This window comes from Streptomyces sp. NPDC037013, from assembly GCF_055607265.1.
On the sequence record NZ_JBVJRV010000009.1, the window covers coordinates 195726 to 215766 of the forward strand.

The following is a 20041-nucleotide window of genomic DNA, read 5'->3' on the forward strand; positions in this document are numbered from 1 at the left end:
TGCCGTCCTCGACCGTATAGGACGTACATTCGATTTGCGGGCTGTTCACGCACCTTCACTCGAACGTGTGACCCAGCTATCGTCGACCTCATGATTGATCATGTGCGCGACCTGGCGTCTGTACGTGACGCGACCGACCGGCTGCTCACCGCAGCCGCGAAACTGAACGACGCTTCGACCGCCGAGCCGTCGCTGCTGCCGGGCTGGACCCGCGGCCATGTCCTCGCCCACCTCGCGCGGAACGCCGACGCGCTGGTGAACGTGCTCGCCGGACGGCCGATGTACCCCAGCGCCGAGGCCCGCGACGCGGACATCGAGCGGGACGCCGCGCGGCCGCTCGCCGTGCACGTGGACGACCTGCGGGAGACCGCGGAGGCATTCCAGGCGGAGGGCGCGAAGCCCGCCGACTGGTCCCGCACCGTCGAGCTGCGCAACGGCGTCACGGACTCGGCGGCGCGGGTGCCCTTCCGGCGCTGGATCGAGGTCGAGCTGCACCACGTGGACCTGGGGATCGGGTACGAGCTGGAGGACCTCCCCGCGGAGTTCGTGCGGCGGGAGATCGAGTTCCTGGCCGACCGTTTCTCGGGCGGCTCCGACGTGCCGCCCACGCGGATCTCGGACGGCACGCACGCGTGGAGCACGGGTCGCGAGGGTGAGCCGGAGGTCACCGTCTCCGGGACCGCGCCGGAGCTGCTCGGCTGGCTCTCCGGCCGTCGCGACGGCTCCGCGCTCACCTCCGAAGGCGGCCCGCTGCCCGCCCTTCCCCCGCTATAGGCTGGCGGCCATGACGTACAGCGGAGCGGTGCGGGTCGGCGGGCCCGCGGACGTGCACGAGCTGCCGGACCTGATGATCTCGAAGGTCGCGGTCGGGCCGATGGACAACAACGCCTACCTGTTGCGCTGCCGGGCCACCGGCGAGCAGCTGCTGATCGACGCGGCCAACGACGCGGAGACGCTGCTGACGCTGATCGGCGGCGACGGCATCGCCTCGGTCGTCACCACGCATCAGCACGGCGACCACTGGCAGGCGCTGGCCGACGTCGTGGCGGCCACCGGCGCGCGGACGTACGCGGGCCGCGAGGACGCCGGCGGCATTCCCGTGCCGACGGACGTCCCGGTCGACGACGGCGACACGGTCACGGTCGGCCGCGTCACGCTGACCGCCCGCCACCTGGTGGGTCACACCCCCGGCTCGATCGCGCTCGTCTACGACGACCCGCACGGCCACCCGCACGTGTTCACCGGCGACTGCCTCTTCCCGGGCGGCGTCGGCAACACCTGGAAGGACCCGAAGGCCTTCGCGAGCCTCATCGACGACGTCGAGACGAAGATCTTCGGGACCCTGCCGGACGAGACGTGGGTCTACCCCGGCCACGGCGGCGACACAACACTCGGCGCCGAGCGGCCGCACCTCGCCGAGTGGCGGGCGCGCGGCTGGTGAGCGCGCGGGTCAGGTGAACGAAGGGGTACGCGTCACGCGCCGGCGGCGACCAGCGCCGCCACCCGCTCCACGGCGAACGCGTACCCCTGCACACCGCATCCCGCGATGACGCCGTCGGCGCGCTGCGACACGTAACTGTGGTGCCGGAACGCCTCGCGCCGGTGGACGTTGGAGATGTGCACCTCCAACACCGGCATGCCGTCACAGGTGTTGAGCGCGTCCAGGATCGCGACCGAGGTGTGGGAGTAGGCCGCGGGGTTGATGACGATGCCCACGTGGTGCTCGCGCGCCTCGTGGATCCAGTCGACCAACTCGCCCTCGTGGTTGCTCTGTCGGAAGTCCACGGTCCCGCCGTGCGCGGCCGCCGCCTCGGCACACAGGGCCTCGACGTCGGCGAGGGTGTCGGTGCCGTAGATCTCCGGCTGGCGCTTGCCGAGGAGATTCAGGTTCGGGCCGTTCAGGACCATGATCGGGGCGGTGGCGAGGCTGTGCGTCATAAGGGAGGTCTATCACGCCTCCCGCGCGCGGGAGGGCGCCGAAAGCCGGGTGCGCTCCCCGGAGTGCCCGCCTAATCTCCACCCATGTCCATCGAACCCGTGTACCCCCCGAAGCCCTCGCCGGGCGACCGCGTCGCCGTCCTCTCCCCCGGCGCCGGCCTGCCCGAGCTCTTCCCGCTCCCCTACGAGCTCGGACTGGAACGCCTCCGCGCCGACTTCGGCCTGGAACCCGTCGAGTACCCGACGACCAGGAAGCTGGGCTCGACACCGCGGCAGCGGGCCGACGACCTCCACGCGGCGTTCGCCGACCCGACGGTCAAGGCCGTCATCGCGAGCATCGGCGGCGACGACCAGATCACCGTACTGCCGTATCTGGACCGGGAGTTGATCCGCGCCAACCCGAAGCCGTTCTTCGGCTACAGCGACAACACCAACCTGCTCGCCTTCCTCGCACGGTCCGGCATCGTCGGCTACCACGGCATGTCCGTCATGTGCGAGCTGGGCCGTCCCGGCGCCATGGCGCCCGAGACCGCCGCTTCGCTGCGCGCCGCGCTCTTCACCTCCGGGCCCTACGAACTGCGCCCCGCCGAGCGCTACCGCGACGTCGACCTGCCGTGGGAGGACCCCGGTTCCCTCGCGCAGGAGCCGCCCACCGAGCCGGCCGGCGGCTGGCGCTGGCACGGCCCCGAGCGGGTCGTGGAGGGCCGCTCCTGGGGCGGGAACCTGGAGATCCTCTCCTGGCTCCTGATGGCGGACCGCGAGATCGAGCGGGACCTGTCCGCGTACGACGGAGGGGTCCTGTTCCTGGAGACCTCGGAGGAACTGCCCGGCGCCGAGGAGGTGTTCCGCATCCTGCGCAACATGGGCGAGCGCGGTCTCCTGCACCGCTTCCCCGCCCTCCTGATGGGCCGCGCCAAGGCATGGTCCCTCCAGCGCCGGTCGAGCGCCGACGAGAAGGCGACGTACATCCGTGAGCAGCGGGAAGCCGTCCTCAAGGCCCTCGCCGCCTACGCGCCCGAGACCATGGCCGTCTTCGACGTGGACCTCGGGCACACCGATCCCCAGGTGGTGATCCCCTACGGGGGGCTCGTGCGGGTCGACGGTCCGGCGCGGCGCATCACGGTGACCTACTGAGGAGCCGTGCGGCCCGCTAGGGGTTGATCGCCAGTTCCAGGTACGCCGCGAAGAGCACCAGGTGGACGCCGCCCTGGAGGGGTGTGGCGCGGCCCGGCAGGACCGTGAGGGTGCCGACGAAGACGGTGAGGACGAGCAGCACCATGTGGGTCGCGCCGAGGCCCAGCACGAGCGGCCCGGAGAGCCACACCGAGGCGACGGCGACGGCTGGGATGGTCAGCCCGATGCTGGCCATCGCCGAGCCGAGGGCGAGGTTCAGGCTGGTCTGCACGCGGTCGCGGCGGGTGGCGCGCACGGCGGCGATGGTCTCGGGGAGCAGCACGAGCAGCGCGATGATCACGCCGACGACGGCGTGCGGCATGCCGGCGCTCTCCACGCCCGACTCGATCGTCGGGGAGACCCCCTTGGCGAGGCCGACCACGCCGATCAGCGCGAGGGCGAGCAGTCCGAGGCTGGTCAGCGCCGTCCGCGCGGAGGGACCCTCGGCGTGGCCGTCGGCGTCGATGACCTCTCCCTCGCCGGTGACGGGCAGGAAGTAGTCGCGGTGGCGCACGGTCTGGGTCGTCACGAAGAGCCCGTACAGGATGATCGAGGCGACGGCGGCGAAGGTGAGCTGGGCCGTGGAGAACTCCGGGCCCGGCTTGCTGGTGGTGAACGTCGGCAGGACCAGACAGAGCGTGGCCAGGGTGGCGACGGTCGCGAGGGCGGCGCCGGTGCCCTCGGAGTTGAAGACGGCGACGCGGTGGCGCAGGGCGCCCACCAGGAGGCAGAGCCCGACGATGCCGTTGCAGGTGATCATCACGGCGGCGAAGACGGTGTCCCTGGCCAGGGTGGAGCTCTTGTCGCCGCCGTCGGCCATGAGGGTGACGATCAGCGCCACTTCGATGATCGTCACCGCGACCGCGAGGACGAGTGAGCCGAAGGGTTCGCCGACGCGGTGCGCGATCACCTCGGCGTGGTGGACGGCGGCGAGCACCGCTCCGGCGAGGACCAGCGTCACCACGGCGACGACCGCTCCCGGCAGGTCCCGCCCCCAGGTGAGCGCGAGGAGGACGATCGCGAGGACCGGCACCACGGTCGTCCACCGCATGCCGAGCGCCCGGAGCCGAGTGACCATGACTCGATGCTGCCCCGGGCGCTCGGGTGCCGCTACTCGGTGCCGTCCGTCCGCGCGGGCGGACGGCACCCGGCGTCAGGCCTCGACGCTGTCCTTGCGGGCCTCGTCCGCGGCCTCGGCCGCCGCCTGCCGCTCCTGCTTCCCGGAGGCGATGAGGCTGGTGATCGTGGTGATCACCAGGACGCCGCAGATGACGCCGAGGGAGACGGGGATGGAGATCTCGGGGACGTGCACCCCGTTCTCATGGAGGGCGTGCAGCACGAGCTTCACGCCGATGAAGCCGAGGATCACCGACAGGCCGTAGCTGAGGTGGACCAGCTTCCTGAGCAGTCCGCCGATGAGGAAGTACAGCTGCCGCAGGCCCATGAGGGCGAAGGCGTTGGCGGTGAAGACGATGTACGGGTCCTGGGTGAGGCCAAAGATCGCCGGGATGGAGTCCATCGCGAAGAGGACGTCGGTGGTGCCGATGGCGAGCATGACGACCATCAGCGGCGTCATGATCTTCTTGCCGTTCCTGCGGATGAACAGCTTCGTGCCCTCGTACCGGTCCGAGACGCCGAACTTCTTCTCGATGGACTTCAGGAGGCGGTTCTCCTCGAACTCCTCGTCCTCCTCGTCGGAGCGCGCCTCCTGGATGAGCTTCCAGGCGGTGTAGATCAGGAACGCGCCGAAGATGTAGAAGACCCACGAGAAGTTGGCGATGACCGCGGCGCCGGCGGCGATGAAGATCGCGCGCAGCACCAGGGCGATCAGGACGCCGAACAGCAGCACGCGCTGCTGCAGGTGGGAGGGGACCGAGAACTTCGCCATGATCAGGATGAAGACGAAGAGGTTGTCGACGGAGAGCGACTTCTCGGTGATGAAGCCGGCGAAGAACTCGCCGGACGCCTGGCTCTCACCGGCGACCAGCAGGCCGACGCCGAAGAGCGCCGCGAGGACGATCCAGACGACCGTCCATATTCCGGCTTCCTTGATCGACACGTCATGGGGCTTGCGCCCGATGAAGAAGTCGACCGCGATCAGGGCACACAGACCGAGAACGGTCGTCACCCACAGGGTCATTGAAACGTCCACTGCGCCTCCGGCGTCGTACGGCTACTGATCAGCGTCGTCGCTGCCGGAGGTCTCTTCCACCCGAGGCGATGCCGCCGTGTCGGGCCGACGCCCCGGGACCGATGGCGGTCCGTATTGACGGGTACGTCGCAGCCGGGAGTACTCCCCTCCGCAGGTAGAAGCGTACGCGAAACACCAAGCATTAGTAAAGACCATGGCAAACAAGAGCCAAAAGGCCAGGTCAGGGCGGACCTAAAGTCGCTTTACCGGCTTTACCCGCTTACCGGCGAACGACCGGACAGGGCGGGCGGGTCAGCGGCCGCCGTTGCGCCGGGCCGTGGCCACCTGGTCGAGGATCTGCCGCAGGACGTGGCTGCCCGGCGGCACGGCGGGCGGGTCGTACGTCCACGCGTGACCGACCCACGGGTCGGCGAGGTGGTCGTCGGGCACCGGCGTCAGCCGAAGCAGCCCGCGCCACAGGGGGTCGAGGAGCGGCCCGTACTCCGCGGCGTCCTCGCGGTCGGCGACCATCATGAGGTGGACGCCGACGGCAGGACCCTCGTCCGCGAGGTAGCGCAGCTGGGTCACGGCGCGGTCGTCGAAGCCGTGCGGGAAGTCGTTGACGATCAGGAGCTGCTCGGCGGTGTCAAGGTCCGGGGGCAGGGCGTCGGCCGCGCCGCCGCGGACGGCCATCTGGACCAGGTCCACGCGCTGCGTCAGCCTGCCGAGGAGTTCGGCGACACCGGCCGCCCCCGCCGCCGGGGGCCCGGCCAGCACACCGGCCGTCACCAGCGGGGCGAGCGCGCCCGCCGCGGCGCCCGCCGGGTCGATCACGTGCACCTGGAACTCGCCGGCCGGATAGGCGGCGAGCAGCCGCGCCGCGTGCGCGACCGCGGAGTCCACGGCGAGCCGGCGCAGCTCGGTGACGTCGGTGGCGTGGTTGGTGAGCGCCTTGCCGCTGTCGATCCACAGCCCCCGCTCTAGGGGGAGCCGGACGAGCATCGGGATCCGCAGGTCGACGCGCTCGGGGAGGTGGAGGTCGCCGACGCGCAGCGCCATCGGGATCTCCATGGGTGCGCGGTAGGCGTGCCAGACCGGGCTGCTCCACGCCGCGTACGCGGGAGGCAGGGCGGGCTCGACGACGTCGGCCTCGGCGGCGAGCTGGGCGAGGTCGCGGTCGAAGGCGGCCCTGGCCCGGTCGACGAGGTCGGCGTGGCGGGCGCGGGCGGTCTCGCGCGCCGCGTCGCCGGTGCCGCCGATGCGGCTGCGCGGGTCGGAGAGGACCTTGTCGAGCTCCTGCTCCATGCGGGAGTCCGCGAAGTCGACGGCGCTGCGGTACGCCGCCGTGGTGCGGGCCAGGTCCTCGAACATGCCCCACACCTGGTTGTAGAGCCGCTCCTCCATGGACCAGCCGGTGGCGTCACCGGCGACGGGCCGGGCGGCCTCTCCTGGGCGGGCCGGGGGCGCGGCGGGCGGGGCCGGCGGGGGCGCGGTCGTCCGGCGTCCCGGGTGGGTGTAGTCGACGGGGCCGCCGGGCGGGGCCGCGGACGCGTCGGGTGCGGCGGCGTCCGGCTGCTCAGGGGGCCGGCCGGGCCGGGTCGCGGGTCCGCCCTCGGGTGCGGCGGGGGTCCGCGCCGGGGTGGCGGGGCCGTGTGCGGTGGTGCGCACCCGGGTCTCGTCGGCGGTACGGGGCGGGGGTGCGGCCACCGAGCGGGCCATGCCGCGGGCCACCGCTTCGTCGATGGCGTCTGCCAGCTCGCGGGCCTCGGGCAGGCCCTGGTCGGTGAGCATGGCGGCGAGGCCGCCCGCGTACCCCTGGCCGACGGCGCGGACCTTCCAGGCGCCCTGCCTGCGGTAGAGCTCCAGGGCGATGACCGCGGACTCGGTGTCCAGGTCGGTGATGGTGTACCCGGCGACCTCGGTGCCGTCGAGCGTGGTGACCGAGACGAAGGGGGCGGCGAGGGCACGGAAGCCGGCCGGGCGCCCGGCGCCCGCGGGCAGGGCGAGCAGGACGCTGACGCGGTGGACGCTCTCCGCCAGGGCGCCGAGGTCCACGGCGAGGCGGTGGTCGGCCGCCGCCTGCTTGGACACCTCGAGCCCCGGCAGGGTGGGCGAGCCCGGGTGGGCCACCCACTCCACGCCGTGGACCCTGCCCTGTTCGTCGCCGAGCGTGGCGCCCGCCACGACCGGCTCGCCCGCCGAGACGCGGATCTCCAGGCGGGTCCCGGGAAGGGGGTGGTTCTGCCCCCGCACCAGCTCGGCCGTCATCGCGTTCGTTCCCCCTCGGAGGGCTCCCGTCGAGCCCTCGTCCCTCGTACGTACACCGGCGTGCTGTCAGGAGCGGCCGGCGGCGGTGCTCACAGGTGCGGCAGGATCGACGGCATCAGGTCCTGGAAGGTGCGGCCGTTGGCGGGGTTGCCGATGGCCGTCATCTGCCAGCCCGCTCCCGCGCGGTGGACCTTCGCCATGATCTGCGCGGTGTACTTGCCGCCGCCGTCCAGGGTGTAGCGGGCGAGCTCCTGGCCGTTGGTCTCGTCGACCAGGCGGCAGAAGGCGTTCTGCACTTCCTGGAAGGTCTGGCCGGTGAAGGAGTTCACCGTGAAGACGATCTGGTCGATGTGGACGGGGACCCGCTGGAGGTCGACGAGGATCGCCTCGTCGTCCCCGCCCTGGCCGACGCCGCCGACGAGGTTGTCCCCGGTGTGCCGCACCGAGCCGTCGTCGCTGACGAGGTGACGGAAGAACACGACGTCCACCGGCTGCTTGTCCGCGAACAGCACCGCCGAGGCGTCCAGGTCGACCTCGCGGGTGCGCGAGCCGAACAGACCGCGGCGCGGGGCCGCCTGCCACCCCAGTCCCATGCGCACCGCGGTCAGGGTGCCCCCGTCGTCCTTCTGCAGGCTGATGGCCTGACCCTTGGTCATGTTGACCGTCACGCGCTGTCCCCTCTCGAACTGCCTGGGCAACCGCCTCTTGCGGTTGCCCAGCACCCTATGCAGGGCGACCTGCGGCGTCGTACCGCAGGTCGCACTTTGTGGCGGTCTTGCAACAGACCGGGCGGTAGGCCCTCCACCCCTCCCCCAGGGGTGTCGTCAGGCCTGGCCGGCCTCCCTCATCTGACGGAGTTCCTTCTTCATCTCCGACACCTCGTCGCGCAGCCGGGCGGCGATCTCGAACTGCAGGTCGGCGGCGGCCGCCCGCATGCGCTCGGTCATCTCCTCGATCTGCTCGGCCAGTTCGGCCGCGGGGCGGTCGGTCGGGACGGTGCCGGCGCCCTTCTTGCCCTTGGCCCCGGACGCGGCGGGCGCCTTGCCTGCCTTGGCCGCCTCGCCGCCGAGGGCCGGGACGGGGGCCTTGGCGCCCTTGCCTGCCTTCGGCTTGCGGTAGTCGGAGCCGAGGAGCTGTTCGGTGTCGACCTCCTCGCGCGCGATGGCCGACACGATGTCGTTGATCTTCTTGCGCAGCGGCTGCGGGTCGATGCCCCGCTCCGTGTTGTACGCGATCTGCTTCTCGCGGCGGCGGTTGGTCTCGTCGATGGCCTTCTCCATCGCCGGGGTGACCTTGTCCGCGTACATGTGGACCTGGCCGGAGACGTTGCGCGCGGCGCGGCCGATCGTCTGGATCAGGGAGGTCCCGGAGCGCAGGAAGCCCTCCTTGTCGGCGTCGAGGATCGCCACCAGGGAGACCTCGGGCAGGTCGAGGCCCTCACGGAGGAGGTTGATGCCGACCAGTACGTCGTACTCACCGGCGCGCAGCTCGCGCAGGAGCTCCACGCGGCGCAGGGTGTCGACGTCGCTGTGGAGGTAGCGGACCTGGATGCCCAGTTCGAGGAAGTAGTCGGTGAGGTCCTCGGCCATCTTCTTGGTGAGCGTGGTGACCAGGACGCGCTCGTCCTTCTCGGTGCGCAGCCGGATCTCGTGCACCAGGTCGTCGATCTGGCCCTCGGTGGGCTTGACGACGACCTCGGGGTCGACGAGGCCGGTGGGGCGGATGATCTGCTCGACGAAGCCGTCGCCGCGCGAGAGCTCGTACTTTCCGGGGGTCGCCGAGAGGTAGACCGTCTGCCCGACGCGGCCGAGGAATTCCTCCCACTTCAGCGGGCGGTTGTCCAGCGCGGAGGGGAGCCGGAAGCCGTGGTCGACGAGGGTGCGCTTGCGGGAGGCGTCGCCCTCGTACATCGCGCCGATCTGGGGGACCGTGACGTGCGACTCGTCCAGGACCAGGAGGAAGTCCTCGGGGAAGTAGTCCAGGAGGGTGTGGGGCGCGGTGCCGGGGGCGCGGTCGTCGAAGTGCATCGAATAGTTCTCGACGCCGGAGCAGGAGCCGATCTGGCGGAGCATCTCCAGGTCGTACGTGGTGCGCATGCGCAGGCGCTGGGCCTCCAGCATCTTGCCCTGCTTCTCCAGCTCGGCGAGGCGCTCGGCGAGCTCCTTCTCGATGCCGTTGATCGCCTTCTCCATGCGCTCGGGACCCGCCACGTAGTGCGAGGCCGGGAAGACGTAGAGGTGGTCGTCGTCGCTGATGACCTCGCCGGTGAGCGGGTGGAGGGTGGAGAGGGCCTCGATCTCGTCGCCGAACATCTCGATGCGGACGGCGAGCTCCTCGTAGACCGGGAAGATCTCGATGGTGTCACCGCGGACGCGGAAGGTGCCGCGGGTGAACGCCAGGTCGTTGCGCGTGTACTGGATGTCGACGAAGCGGCGCAGGAGCTGGTCGCGGTCGATCTCGTCGCCGACCTTGAGGGGGACCATGCGGTCCACGTACTCCTGGGGGGTGCCCAGGCCGTAGATGCAGGAGACCGAGGCGACCACGACCACGTCGCGGCGGGTCAGCAGGGAGTTCGTCGCGGAGTGGCGCAGGCGCTCGACCTCCTCGTTGATCGAGGAGTCCTTTTCGATGTAGGTGTCCGACTGCGGGACGTACGCCTCGGGCTGGTAGTAGTCGTAGTAGGAGACGAAGTACTCCACCGCGTTGTTCGGCAGGAGCTCGCGGAATTCGTTCGCCAGCTGGGCGGCCAGTGTCTTGTTCGGCGCCATGACGAGGGTGGGGCGCTGGAGCTTCTCGATCATCCACGCGGTGGTGGCCGACTTGCCGGTGCCGGTCGCGCCGAGGAGGACGACGTCCTTCTCGCCTGCGCGGATGCGTCGCTCCAGCTCGGCGATGGCCGCCGGCTGGTCACCGCTGGGCTGGTACGGGCTGACGACCTCGAAGGGTGCCACCGTGCGTTCGATCTTGGATACGGGCCGCATGGAATCCACCGTACGACCCCCCACTGACAACCGGGCGGGATCGGCCGCTCAGCAGCCCGCCGCGCCGGGTCCGGGACGGCTCACCAGTTCTGCGGGGTGCGGGAGCCGGGGCGGGTGCGGGGGCGGGTCCGGGACCGGCGGCGGGTGGGCGGCACGTGGCGGTCGCCGGAGCGCGGCACGGAGTAGGTCGGGCGGGCGCCGCCGGGCCGCGCGGGGTTCCTGGCGTCGGCCTTGCCGCCCATCACCATGAGCGGATCGAACATCACGATCACGCCGGCCAGGAGCAGGAAGGCGAGCGGCCCGATCATCATCGGCGCCAGGATCTCGGCGGGCGAGTCGCCGGGCGGCGCGGCGTCCGAACCGTGCAGATGGACGCTGAGCCCCGCCATGCCCATGTAGTGCATGCCGCTCACCGCGAGCCCCATGACGAGGCTCGCGCCCAGGCTCCACAGGAATCCCCTGACCTGTCCCGCCGCCCAGAGTGCGGCGGTCGCGGCGACCATGGCGATCACCACGGAGGCGGCGACGGTCAGGGTGTTGTACTCCAGCGTCCCGCGAAGACGCATACCGGCCATTCCCAGGTAGTGCATCGAGGCGACGCCGAGGCCCGTGATCGTCCCGCCGGTGAAGAGGGCGGTGCCCGTCGCGCCGCGGTAGCCGACGATGAAGATCCCGACGCCGACCATGAGGATGGCGACGGCGAGGCTCGCGAAGGTCAGCGCCTTGTCGTAGTGGATCGGGGCTTCCTCGACGGTGAAGCCCATCATGGCCACGAAGTGCATGGTCCAGATGCCGGAGCCGATCGCTGCCGAGCCGAGCGCCAGCCAGCCCGGCCGCCAGGAGTGCGCGACGAGCAGCGATCTGGTGGTGCAGCGCAGCCCCAGCGCTCCCCCGAGGCACGCCATGAGGTAGGCCACCACCGGTGTGACGACTCCGTAGCTGAACCCGTCGACCGTGCCCTGCATGAGCGGTAGCCCTTCCGCCTGTCGTGCCCAAATGCCATGAAAACGTGCCATGCACCCCCTGCCGGCGGCCCATCTGAAAGACCGTCTGCTGAGGCAGAGAGTAAAGCTCACCCCGGAACCCACGAACGATTTTCCGGCAAAGAATCGCGTTCCCCACGCGCGGGGTCCTCGTCTTTGACGACTTCGTTCAACCTGTGGCCATCCTGCACCTGTCTCCCGTTGTCCGTGGGCTGTCACTCTCGACCGGTCCGCGATCTCACGACGCGAGGAGTACCCGTGTACGCACGCGCTGCAGCCACCACCGTCGCCCTCCTCGGTGCCGGTGCGCTCGTCCTGCCCACCGCCACCGCCACCGCGCAGACCCACACGGCACCGAGCGCCAAACACCGCACCCCACTCGTCGTCGCCCACCGCGGGGCCTCCGCCTACGCGCCCGAGAACACGCTCGCGGCGATAGACAAGGCCCGTGACATGGGCTTCCGCTGGGTGGAGAACGACGTCCAGCGCACCAAGGACGGCGAGCTGGTGATCGTCCACGACGACACCCTGAAGCGGACGACGAACGTCGAGGAGGTCTACCCCGACCGGGCGCCCTGGAAGGTCGCCGACTTCACCGCCGCGGAGATCGCGAAGCTCGACGCGGGCAGCTGGTTCAGCCCGAAGTACGCCGGGCAGCGCGTCCCGACCCTGGAGCAGTACATGCGCCGGGTCTCGCGCAACCACCAGAAGCTGGTCTTTGAATTCAAGAAGCCCGAGCTCTACCCCGGCATCGAGAAGCAGGGCCTGCGGGTCCTGCGCGAGACGGGCTGGCTCGACAAGCACCACGTCAAGAGCAAGCTGGTCATCCAGAGCTTCAACGCGGAGAGCGTGAAGACGGTGCACGCCCTGCGGCCCGACGTGAAGACCGGATTCCTCGGCACGCCCGCGGTGGCGGACCTGCCCCAGTACGCCCGCTTCGCCGACCAGATCAACTCCTCGCACACGACGATCTCGGCCGACTACGTCTCCGCGCTGCACGCCGTGAAGGGCCCGCACGACAAGCCGCTGGAGATCTTCACCTGGACCGTCAACGACGCCGCGAGCGCGCGGCGGGTGGCCGGCTTCGGCGTGGACGGGATCATCACGAACACGCCCGACGTCGTACGTGAGGCGCTGAACGACGACTGACGGACGGCGGTGGCCCGGCGCCGCGGGGGAAGCGGCGGTCCCGTTCCGGCCGCGTTGTCAGTGGCCGGTCGTACGGTGGTCGGCATGAACGCCAATGCGCAGGACGAGGCCGCCGGGCGGGACCGGGCCGCCGCGCCGGAGGATGCCGGCGCGGCGGGCCGGCGTGCGCTCGTGTGGGCCGTCGTCGGCAGCGACATCGGTCCGCTGCTGCTCGCGGCGACCGGCGAGGGCCTGGTCACCGTGGTTTTCCACGCCACCGACGCGGTCCGCGACAAGACCCTCGACCGGCTCGGCTCCCGCCTGGGCACCGAGCCGGTCCACGCGCCGGACTCCCCCCTGCTCGCCGAGCCGATACGCCAGTTCGAGGAGTACTTCGCGGGCCGGCGGCACGACTTCGAGCTGCCCCTCGACTGGTCCCTGATCTCCGGCTTCAACCGCCAGGTGCTGCGCGAGCTCGCCTCGGGCGTGCCGTTCGGCGCGGTGGTGGGCTACGGCGACCTGGCCCGCCGCGTCGGCCAGCCGGGCGCCGCGCAGGCCGTGGGCCTCGCGATGGGCGCCAATCCGCTGCCGGTCGTGGTGCCCTGCCACCGGGTGGTGGAGCGCGACGGAGGCATCGGCGGCTTCGGGGGCGGCCTGGAGACCAAGCGGCAGCTGCTCGCCCTGGAGGGGGTGCTGCCGCAGCCGCTGTTCTGAGCCGCCCCGCTGTTCTGGGCCGCGCCGCTGTTCTGAGCGTCGCTGTTCTGAGCGTCGCTGTTCTGAGCGTCGCTGTTCCGAACCGAGGCGGCCGGCCGTCGTGGCGGGCCCCGGACCGGCCCCGACAACCGTGTTCCCTGCGTACACCTGCCCTGGCACACTGCGTCAGTGACTTCGACCGTCGACGCCCCTGACATACCCGCGCCGGAGGCGCTGGCCGCCCTGCGCCGCCGGACCAACGCGGTGCTGATCGCGAGCCAGATACTGGGCGGGCTCGGGGTGCCGATCGGCATCACCCTCGCTCCGGTGCTGGCGACCGACGTGAGTGGGACAGAGGCCTTTTCGGGGCTGGCGTCGACCGCGTCCGTGGCCGGGACGGCCCTGCTCTCGCTGCCGCTCGCCGCGCTGATGAACGCGCGCGGGCGGCGGGCCGGACTCGTCCTCGCGTACGTGATCGGCGCGGTGGGCGCGGGGCTCGTGGTGCTCGCCTCGGTCGTCGGGAGCTTCGCGCTGCTGCTGCTCGGCATGGCCGCCTTCGGGGCGGGTTCGCTCGCCACCCTCCAGGCGCGGTTCGCGGCGGCCGACCTCGTGGAGCCCGGCCGGCGTGGCCGGGCCATCTCGCACGTCATCTGGGCCACCACGATCGGCTCGGTCCTCGGTCCGAACATCTCCGCGCCCGCGAGCCGCGTCTTCACCGGCACCTCGATCCCCGAGGAGGCGGGGCCCTTCCTCTTCGCCGCCGGGATCTTCGCCGTCGCCGCCACGATGGTGGCCCTCCTGCTGCGGCCCGACCCGCTGCTCACCGCCCGCGCGCTGGCGCCGCAGGAGAGCGGGTCCGCGCGGAGCCGTTCGCTGAAGGCCGGCGTCGCCGCGGTCGCCGCCTCGCCGATGGCCCGCCTCGCCCTGGTGACGGTGGCCGCCTCGCACACCGTGATGGTCTCGATCATGGTGATGACCCCGGTCGACCTGGGCCACCACGGGGCGAGCCTCCAACTGATCGGCCTGGTCATCAGCGGCCACATCGCGGGCATGTACGCGTTCTCGCCCGTGATGGGGTGGCTGGCCGACCGGTTCGGCCGGCTCTCCGTGATCGGCCTCGCCGTGGGGCTGCTGTCCTGCGCGGCGCTGCTCGCCGGGACGGCGGGGCCCAGCCACGGCCAGACCGCCGCCGGTCTCTTCGTGCTGGGCCTCGGCTGGTCCGCTGGGCTGGTCTCCGGCTCGGCGCTGCTCACCGACTCGGTGCCGGCCCCCGCCCGGGCCGCCGTGCAGGGCCTGTCGGACCTGACGATGAACGCGGCGGCGGGCATCGGCGGCGCCGCCGCGGGCCTGGTCGTGGCACGGGCCGGCTACGGCTGGCTCAACCTCGTCGGGGTCTGCGTACTGCTGCCGATGGCCGCGCTCGCGATCCGGCGGGCCGTCAAGGGCGCCTGAGGAGCGGCGGGCCCGGCCGGGCGGGGGCGTGTACCGCGGTCAGGGCAGCGTGATGTGGTACGCCTTGCGGAGCGTCTCGTGCACGGTCCAGGTGGTGCGGTCGCCCTCGCGCAGCACGGCGGCGTCGCCGGGCCCGACCTCCAGGGTGTCGCCGCCCTCGACCTCCACGGTGGCGCGGCCGCTGACGACGACGAAGAGCTCGTTGGCCTCGGTGTCGGTGACCACGCCCGGCGTGATCTGCCAGATGCCGCGCAGCTGCTTGCCGTCGGCGGACTCCCACAGCACCTTGCCGGTCACCACCGGGTCCCCTGAGACGATCTGCGCCGGGTCGAGCGGCTCGACCTCCAGCTCGACGTCCGGAATGTGCACGGCAAAAGACGCAACAGTCTGATCATTCGTGGTCATGGCCGGTCACCCTAGCCGGGGTTCGGGGCCGGACGGCGCGCCGGGCACCGTACTCGACGCGCGGTTCGGCGACACGCGGTTCGGTGACGCGCGGTTCGGCGGGGCGCGAGGGTTTGCCGGAGGCCGCGTCCCGCCAGGGATGAGAGGAGACCCGACGGGGCCGGAGGCGACCGACAGGACGTCCGGCAGGCCCGACAGGCAGGAGGCAGGCTCGTGCTGGTGGTGTCCGACGAGGTACAGACGGCTGTCGCGGAGCAACGTCCCGTGGTGGCCCTGGAGTCCACGATCATCGCGCACGGCTTGCCGCGCCCGCGCAATCTGCGGGTGGCCCGGGAGCTCGAAGCGGTCGTACGCGGTGAGGGCGCCGTACCCGCGACGATCGCCGTGCTGGACGGCACCCCCCGCGTCGGCCTGGACAAGGCGCAGCTGGAGCGGGTCGCGAACGAGGACGGCATCCGGAAACTGGGCCACCGCGACCTGCCGTTGGCCGCCGCGACGGGTGCCAGCGGAGCGACGACGGTGTCGGCGACGGCGCTGCTCGCCGCGCGCGCGGGCCTACGGGTGTTCGCCACGGGTGGGCTCGGCGGGGTGCACCGGCAGTGGACGCAGACGCAGGACGAGTCGGCCGACCTGGGGCTGCTCGCCCGGACCAGGATCACGGTGGTGTGCGCGGGCGTGAAGTCGATCCTGGACGTCGGGGCGACGCTGGAGCGCCTGGAGACGCTGGGGGTGGCGGTGGCGGGATACGGGACCGACCGCTTCCCGGGCTTCTACCTCGCCGACTCCGGCCACCCGGTGGACTGGACGCTCTCCGCGCCCGGGGAGGTCGCGCAGGTGATGCGGGCTCAGGACGCGCTCGGGGGACCGGAGTCGGCGCTGATCGTGGCGAACCCGGTCCCCCGGGACCAGCAGCTCGACCCGGCCCTCCACGCGCGCGTGCTGGCCGAGGCGCTGGAGGAGTGCGAGGAGCGGGGCATCACCGGGCAGGCCATCACCCCGTTCCTGCTGGAGCAGTTGGTACGGCGCACCGCGGGCGCGTCCCTGGAGGCCAACCTCGCCGCGGTCCGCGGCAACACACGACTCGCCGCCCGCATCGCGGGGGCCTGGGCGGGGCGGTGACGGTGCGGGCCGGCGAGGGCGTGTCCCCGCGTCCTCGCCGACCGGACGGGGGCGGGCGTCCCGGTGGGCTGCTGGTCGTCGGGGACGTCGTCACGGACGTCGTGGCGCGGCACCGCACCGCGCTGGTCCCCGGAACGGACACGGCGGCGGTCATCCGTACCGTCCCGGGCGGCGCGGGAGCCAACGTGGCCTGCTGGGCCGCGCATTGGGGCCACGGGGACGTACGGTTCCTCGGGCGGGTCGGTGCCGACGCCGCGGCGTGGCACGAGGCCGCCCTCACGCGCGCGGGGGTACGGCCGCGACTCGTCGTCGACGCCGGAGCGGCGACGGGGACGGTGGTCTGCCTGGTGGACGGGGGCGGCGGGGCCGAGCGCACGTTCCTGACGGACAGCGGCGCCTCGTTGCGGCTCTCCCCCGCCGACTGGGCGCCCGGACTCCTCGACGGCGTGGCCCGGCTGCACCTGTCCGGTTACCTCTTCTTCGCCGAGCCGAGCCGGGCGACGGCCCGTGCCGCGCTGGCGGCGGCACGCGCGCGTGGAGTGCCGGTGAGCGTGGACCCCGCGTCGGCGGGGTTCCTCGCGGAGACCGGTGTGGAGCGGTTCCTCGCCGCGGTGGAGGGGGTGACCTCGCTGCTGCCGAGCCGGGACGAGGCGGAGCTGCTCACCGGGCTGCCCGACCCGGCGGACGCGGCGGCGAAACTGAGCCACGGTTTTCCGCACGTCGTGGTCAAGCTGGGTGCCGAGGGGGCGTTGGTCGCGCAGGACGGCCGGATACGGGGCCGGGTGCCCGCGGTGCCGGCGCGCGTCCGCGATTCGACGGGTGCGGGCGATGCGTTCACCGGGGCGTTCCTCGCCGCGAGACTGGCGGGGGCGGGGCTCCGTGAGGCGGCGGTGGAGGGGTGCGGGGCGGGGGCGCGGGCCGTGGAACGGGCCGGCGGCAGACCACCGGACCCGGCCACGGCGTCCTGACGCCCGCCCCTCGGGAGCCGCACCGGCACGCCGGGCCGCACCATCCCCGTCGACTGACCCCGCCCCACCCCTACGCCTTCCTCCCCCACGTGGAGATCAGCGGCGGAGCCGCCAGGTCCACGGTGGAGGCCGCGACGTTCGCCAGGTGGCGGTCGATGTCCTCCGGCGTGGCGAGGCCGGCTGCGGTGAGTTCCGGGCGGAGCCGCTGGAGCGTCGCCGCCTCCAGGGCCTCGCACGCCGGCGACGTGAGCGGGAAGTACACGTCGGACTCCACCCGGCGCAGACCCGCCTCGCGCAGCAGCCGGGGCAGCCTGCGCCCGTACGCGAGGTCGGCGCCGCGCTGCGCGAGCACGGTGCGCACCCCGTGGCGCAGCCCGTTCGCCAACTCCTCGGCGGGGCCGTGCTCGTCGGGGCAGGCCAGCGGCTGGAGCGCCGGGTCGGGCTCCTCGATCAGCAGCCGGCCGCCGGGCCGCAGCGCCCTGAGCATCGAGGCCAGCGCCCGGTCCCGGTCGGACACCTCCGCCAGGACGAGCCGGGCGTGGACGAGGTCGAAGCCGCCGCCGGGCGGCTGGTCGGCGCAGACGTCGTGGACGCGCACCTCCAGCGGGGAGCGCGCGGCCCGCGTCTGCCACGACGTGTCGATGTCGGTCGCCAGGACCCGGCCGGTGGGGCCGACCCGCCTGGCGAGCCAGGAGATCACCGAGGTGCCGCCCGCGCCGACCTCCCAGCAGCGCCAGCCGGGGCCGATGCCGAGACGTTCGATGTGCCCGAAGGTCGTGGGATCGAAGAGGGCGGCGAAGGCGTCGGCGTGGGCGCGTGCCGCGGAGTGCCGGGAGTCGGAGAGCTGACGGTGGGCGGAGAGCTGCCGGGGACCGTCGTACTGCCGGGGGTCGAGAAGATGACCGTCGATTTGCGTCATGCCCTGATCATCCCAGTTGTCCCGCTTGCTCCCGGGAGGCAGAACCGGGCAATCCGGAACGGAGTTCTCCGTTCCCACAGGCCTTGGCACGGTGTCGGAACGGGCTGGCAGACTGGCACGTCAAGTCGTCATTGCAAGGAGCCCACATGTCGATGGCAGGCAATCTGCGCAAGGTCGGGAGCCTGCGCAAGGTCGGCGGCCTGCGCAGGGTCGGCGGCCTCCGGAAGGTGGCGCGCCTGGCCCGGCGCGGGACCCGCGTCGATCTGAGCCACCCGGCCCGCTCACCGCTCGGCTCGTCGGTGGTGAACTGCGTGACATACCGGGAAGGGGTGCGCCGGTCGCCGGGGCGCGATCTGGTCGAGTCGGTGGAGGAGGTCCGCAAGAGCGGCGACGGCTTCGTCTGGCTCGGGCTGCACGAGCCGACGGAGGACGAGTTCTCGGACGTCGCCGACCTCTTCGGCCTCCACCCCCTCGCCGTGGAGGACGCGGTCCACGCCCACCAGCGCCCGAAGGTGGAGCGGTACGACCAGACGCTGTTCGCCGTCTTCAAGACCGTCTGCTACGTGGAACACACCGAACTGACCGCGACCAGCGAGGTGGTGGACACCGGCGAGATCATGGTCTTCGTCGGCCGGGAGTTCGTCATCACGGTCCGGCACGGGCGGCACGGCTCGCTCGGCCCGCTCCGCGAGGAGCTCGAGGCGTCGCCGGAGCAGCTCGCCCAGGGGCCGGCCGCGGTGCTGCACGCCATCGCGGACCAGGTCGTCGACGACTATCTCGCGGCGACGGACGCGGTGCAGGCGGACATCGACCAGGTGGAGTCGGAGGTGTTCGCACCGGACGGCCAGCGGACCGACCCGGGCCGCATCTACCAGCTCAAGCGTGAACTCCTCGAGCTGAAGCGGGCGGTCGTCCCGCTCGGCCGCCCGCTCCACATCCTCGCCACCCAGCCGATGCGCCCCATCGCCCCGGAGATACAGGCGTATTTCCGGGACGTCGACGACCACCTGAAGCGTGCCACCGAACAGATCGCCGCCTTCGACGAGTTGCTGAACTCGATCCTCCAGGCCCATCTCGCCCAGGTGACCGTCGCGCAGAACGAGGACATGCGGAAGATCACCGCATGGGCGGCGGTCGTCGCGGTGCCGACGATGGTCTGCGGGATGTACGGCATGAACTTCGACCACATGCCCGAACTGCACTGGCAGTACGGCTATCCGATCGTCATGTCCGTGATCGCGGCCGCCTGTCTCGCGTTGTACCGGGGCTTCAGGCGCAGCGGCTGGCTGTGAGCCGGGGGCCTCGCCCCGGCCCTGGCCTCAGCCCTTGGCGTACACGCTCTCGACCCAGCTCGCGAGCTGGTCGTCGGTGAGGTGCGTGGCGAGGTCGGCCTCGCTGATCATGCCGACCAGCCGCTTGTTCTCGATCACCGGCAGCCGGCGGATCTGATGGCCCTGCATCTCGCGCAGGACCTCCTCGACGTCGGCGTCCGCCTCGATCCACCGCGGGGTGCCCTTGGCCAGGTCGCCCGCGGTGATGTGGGCCGGGTCGTGGCCCATCGCCACACAGCCGACGACGATGTCGCGATCGGTCAGGATGCCGCAGAGCCGTTCGTTCTCGTCGCTGATGGGCAGCGCGCCCACGTCGAGCTCGCGCATCATCTGGGCGGCGCGGTCCAGGGTCTCGTGCTTGGGGATCCACTGAGCACCCCGGTGCATGATGTCTCCGGCGGTGGTCATCACTACCTCCCGTGGCCGGGCAGAGTCCGGAGCGGCGCGGAAAGCGCCGCTGGTCCCGGCGCCCTTCATTCTCGCGGCGCACCCCACACCACGCATCCGGAGCAGCCCCGCAGACGCCGACCGCCCAGAGACGTCCACCGAAGA

General features: G+C 72.0%; 19 protein-coding genes. 9 read left to right on the top strand and 10 right to left on the bottom strand.

From position 1 onward, the window contains the following. Positions 1-90: 90 nt before the first annotated feature. A complete protein-coding gene (locus ACZ7DY_RS31485) occupies positions 91-774 on the top strand; it encodes a maleylpyruvate isomerase family mycothiol-dependent enzyme (RefSeq protein ID WP_471141365.1) in 684 nt (227 codons plus the stop codon). Between the two features lie 10 nt (positions 775-784). Continuing rightward, complete coding sequence (locus ACZ7DY_RS31490; RefSeq protein WP_471141368.1) at positions 785-1441, top strand: MBL fold metallo-hydrolase; 657 nt, start codon at positions 785-787, stop codon at positions 1439-1441. 32 nt (positions 1442-1473) lie between these two features. Here ACZ7DY_RS31490 and aroQ read toward each other — a convergent pair whose 3' ends face one another. Further along, positions 1474-1938, bottom strand: a complete 465-nt coding sequence (gene aroQ / locus ACZ7DY_RS31495) for a type II 3-dehydroquinate dehydratase (RefSeq protein ID WP_471141371.1) — start codon at positions 1936-1938, stop codon at positions 1474-1476. Between the two features lie 84 nt (positions 1939-2022). Here aroQ and ACZ7DY_RS31500 point away from each other — a divergent pair, with 84 nt between their 5' ends. Beyond that, positions 2023-3072, top strand: a complete 1050-nt coding sequence (locus tag ACZ7DY_RS31500) for a S66 family peptidase (RefSeq protein ID WP_471141373.1) — start codon at positions 2023-2025, stop codon at positions 3070-3072. A gap of 16 nt (positions 3073-3088) precedes the next feature. Here the strand turns inward: ACZ7DY_RS31500 and ACZ7DY_RS31505 are convergent, their stop codons facing one another. The 6 genes from ACZ7DY_RS31505 to ACZ7DY_RS31530 form a co-directional block, all read right to left on the bottom strand. Next, positions 3089-4189: a calcium:cation antiporter gene (locus tag ACZ7DY_RS31505; RefSeq protein WP_471141376.1), complete on the bottom strand. Its 1101-nt coding sequence runs from the start codon at positions 4187-4189 to the stop codon at positions 3089-3091. A 75-nt stretch (positions 4190-4264) separates the two neighbouring features. Continuing rightward, complete coding sequence (locus ACZ7DY_RS31510; protein WP_471141379.1) at positions 4265-5263, bottom strand: TerC family protein; 999 nt, start codon at positions 5261-5263, stop codon at positions 4265-4267. 291 nt (positions 5264-5554) lie between these two features. Further along, positions 5555-7510 (bottom strand): TerD family protein, encoded by a 1956-nt coding sequence (locus tag ACZ7DY_RS31515; RefSeq protein ID WP_471141382.1) that lies wholly within the window; start codon positions 7508-7510, stop codon positions 5555-5557. A gap of 89 nt (positions 7511-7599) precedes the next feature. Continuing rightward, on the bottom strand, positions 7600-8178 hold the full coding sequence (locus tag ACZ7DY_RS31520; protein WP_471141384.1) for a TerD family protein: 579 nt from the start codon (positions 8176-8178) through the stop codon (positions 7600-7602). Positions 8179-8334: 156 nt separating this feature from the next. Beyond that, entirely contained in the window at positions 8335-10491 is a 2157-nt protein-coding gene (uvrB, locus tag ACZ7DY_RS31525) for an excinuclease ABC subunit UvrB (protein WP_471141386.1), read from the bottom strand. A gap of 80 nt (positions 10492-10571) precedes the next feature. Then, positions 10572-11456: an MHYT domain-containing protein gene (locus ACZ7DY_RS31530; RefSeq protein ID WP_471141389.1), complete on the bottom strand. Its 885-nt coding sequence runs from the start codon at positions 11454-11456 to the stop codon at positions 10572-10574. 276 nt (positions 11457-11732) lie between these two features. Between ACZ7DY_RS31530 and ACZ7DY_RS31535 the strand changes: the two genes are divergently transcribed. From ACZ7DY_RS31535 to ACZ7DY_RS31545, 3 genes are all read left to right on the top strand, one after another. Next, on the top strand, positions 11733-12623 hold the full coding sequence (locus ACZ7DY_RS31535; protein WP_471141392.1) for a glycerophosphodiester phosphodiesterase: 891 nt from the start codon (positions 11733-11735) through the stop codon (positions 12621-12623). Positions 12624-12707: 84 nt separating this feature from the next. Continuing rightward, positions 12708-13316, top strand: coding sequence for a methylated-DNA--[protein]-cysteine S-methyltransferase (locus ACZ7DY_RS31540; RefSeq protein WP_471141394.1), 609 nt, complete (start codon positions 12708-12710; stop codon positions 13314-13316). 168 nt (positions 13317-13484) lie between these two features. Further along, positions 13485-14747 (top strand): MFS transporter, encoded by a 1263-nt coding sequence (locus ACZ7DY_RS31545; RefSeq protein WP_471141396.1) that lies wholly within the window; start codon positions 13485-13487, stop codon positions 14745-14747. Positions 14748-14786: 39 nt separating this feature from the next. On the opposite strand, the gene ACZ7DY_RS31550 is transcribed toward ACZ7DY_RS31545, so the two are convergent. Continuing rightward, on the bottom strand, positions 14787-15152 hold the full coding sequence (locus ACZ7DY_RS31550) for a cupin domain-containing protein (protein ID WP_471141398.1): 366 nt from the start codon (positions 15150-15152) through the stop codon (positions 14787-14789). A gap of 213 nt (positions 15153-15365) precedes the next feature. On the opposite strand from ACZ7DY_RS31550, the gene ACZ7DY_RS31555 reads away from it, so the two are divergent. Beyond that, complete coding sequence (locus ACZ7DY_RS31555; RefSeq protein WP_471141401.1) at positions 15366-16271, top strand: pseudouridine-5'-phosphate glycosidase; 906 nt, start codon at positions 15366-15368, stop codon at positions 16269-16271. Positions 16272-16291: 20 nt separating this feature from the next. Continuing rightward, positions 16292-17239, top strand: coding sequence for a carbohydrate kinase family protein (locus ACZ7DY_RS31560; protein WP_471141403.1), 948 nt, complete (start codon positions 16292-16294; stop codon positions 17237-17239). A 70-nt stretch (positions 17240-17309) separates the two neighbouring features. Here the strand turns inward: ACZ7DY_RS31560 and ACZ7DY_RS31565 are convergent, their stop codons facing one another. Further along, positions 17310-18158, bottom strand: a complete 849-nt coding sequence (locus ACZ7DY_RS31565) for a methyltransferase domain-containing protein (protein ID WP_471141405.1) — start codon at positions 18156-18158, stop codon at positions 17310-17312. Positions 18159-18304: 146 nt separating this feature from the next. Between ACZ7DY_RS31565 and corA the strand changes: the two genes are divergently transcribed. Continuing rightward, a complete protein-coding gene (gene corA / locus ACZ7DY_RS31570; protein WP_471141407.1) occupies positions 18305-19450 on the top strand; it encodes a magnesium/cobalt transporter CorA in 1146 nt (381 codons plus the stop codon). Positions 19451-19477: 27 nt separating this feature from the next. Here corA and ACZ7DY_RS31575 read toward each other — a convergent pair whose 3' ends face one another. After that, on the bottom strand, positions 19478-19897 hold the full coding sequence (locus ACZ7DY_RS31575; RefSeq protein WP_471141408.1) for a CBS domain-containing protein: 420 nt from the start codon (positions 19895-19897) through the stop codon (positions 19478-19480). Between the last annotated feature and the right edge of the window lie 144 nt (positions 19898-20041).

What these genes read in the sequence shown, in the direction of transcription:
- ACZ7DY_RS31575 (WP_471141408.1), bottom strand. Translation starts at nt 19,897, where the DNA reads ATGACCACCGCCGGAGACATCATGCACCGGGGTGCTCAGTGGATCCCC.
- corA (WP_471141407.1), top strand. Translation starts at nt 18,305, where the DNA reads ATGTCGATGGCAGGCAATCTGCGCAAGGTCGGGAGCCTGCGCAAGGTC.
- ACZ7DY_RS31485 (WP_471141365.1), top strand. Translation starts at nt 91, where the DNA reads ATGATTGATCATGTGCGCGACCTGGCGTCTGTACGTGACGCGACCGAC.
- uvrB (WP_471141386.1), bottom strand. Translation starts at nt 10,491, where the DNA reads ATGCGGCCCGTATCCAAGATCGAACGCACGGTGGCACCCTTCGAGGTC.
- aroQ (WP_471141371.1), bottom strand. Translation starts at nt 1,938, where the DNA reads ATGACGCACAGCCTCGCCACCGCCCCGATCATGGTCCTGAACGGCCCG.
- ACZ7DY_RS31540 (WP_471141394.1), top strand. Translation starts at nt 12,708, where the DNA reads ATGAACGCCAATGCGCAGGACGAGGCCGCCGGGCGGGACCGGGCCGCC.
- ACZ7DY_RS31530 (WP_471141389.1), bottom strand. Translation starts at nt 11,456, where the DNA reads ATGCAGGGCACGGTCGACGGGTTCAGCTACGGAGTCGTCACACCGGTG.
- ACZ7DY_RS31550 (WP_471141398.1), bottom strand. Translation starts at nt 15,152, where the DNA reads ATGACCACGAATGATCAGACTGTTGCGTCTTTTGCCGTGCACATTCCG.
- ACZ7DY_RS31490 (WP_471141368.1), top strand. Translation starts at nt 785, where the DNA reads ATGACGTACAGCGGAGCGGTGCGGGTCGGCGGGCCCGCGGACGTGCAC.
- ACZ7DY_RS31500 (WP_471141373.1), top strand. Translation starts at nt 2,023, where the DNA reads ATGTCCATCGAACCCGTGTACCCCCCGAAGCCCTCGCCGGGCGACCGC.
- ACZ7DY_RS31505 (WP_471141376.1), bottom strand. Translation starts at nt 4,189, where the DNA reads ATGGTCACTCGGCTCCGGGCGCTCGGCATGCGGTGGACGACCGTGGTG.
- ACZ7DY_RS31565 (WP_471141405.1), bottom strand. Translation starts at nt 18,158, where the DNA reads ATGACGCAAATCGACGGTCATCTTCTCGACCCCCGGCAGTACGACGGT.
- ACZ7DY_RS31515 (WP_471141382.1), bottom strand. Translation starts at nt 7,510, where the DNA reads ATGACGGCCGAGCTGGTGCGGGGGCAGAACCACCCCCTTCCCGGGACC.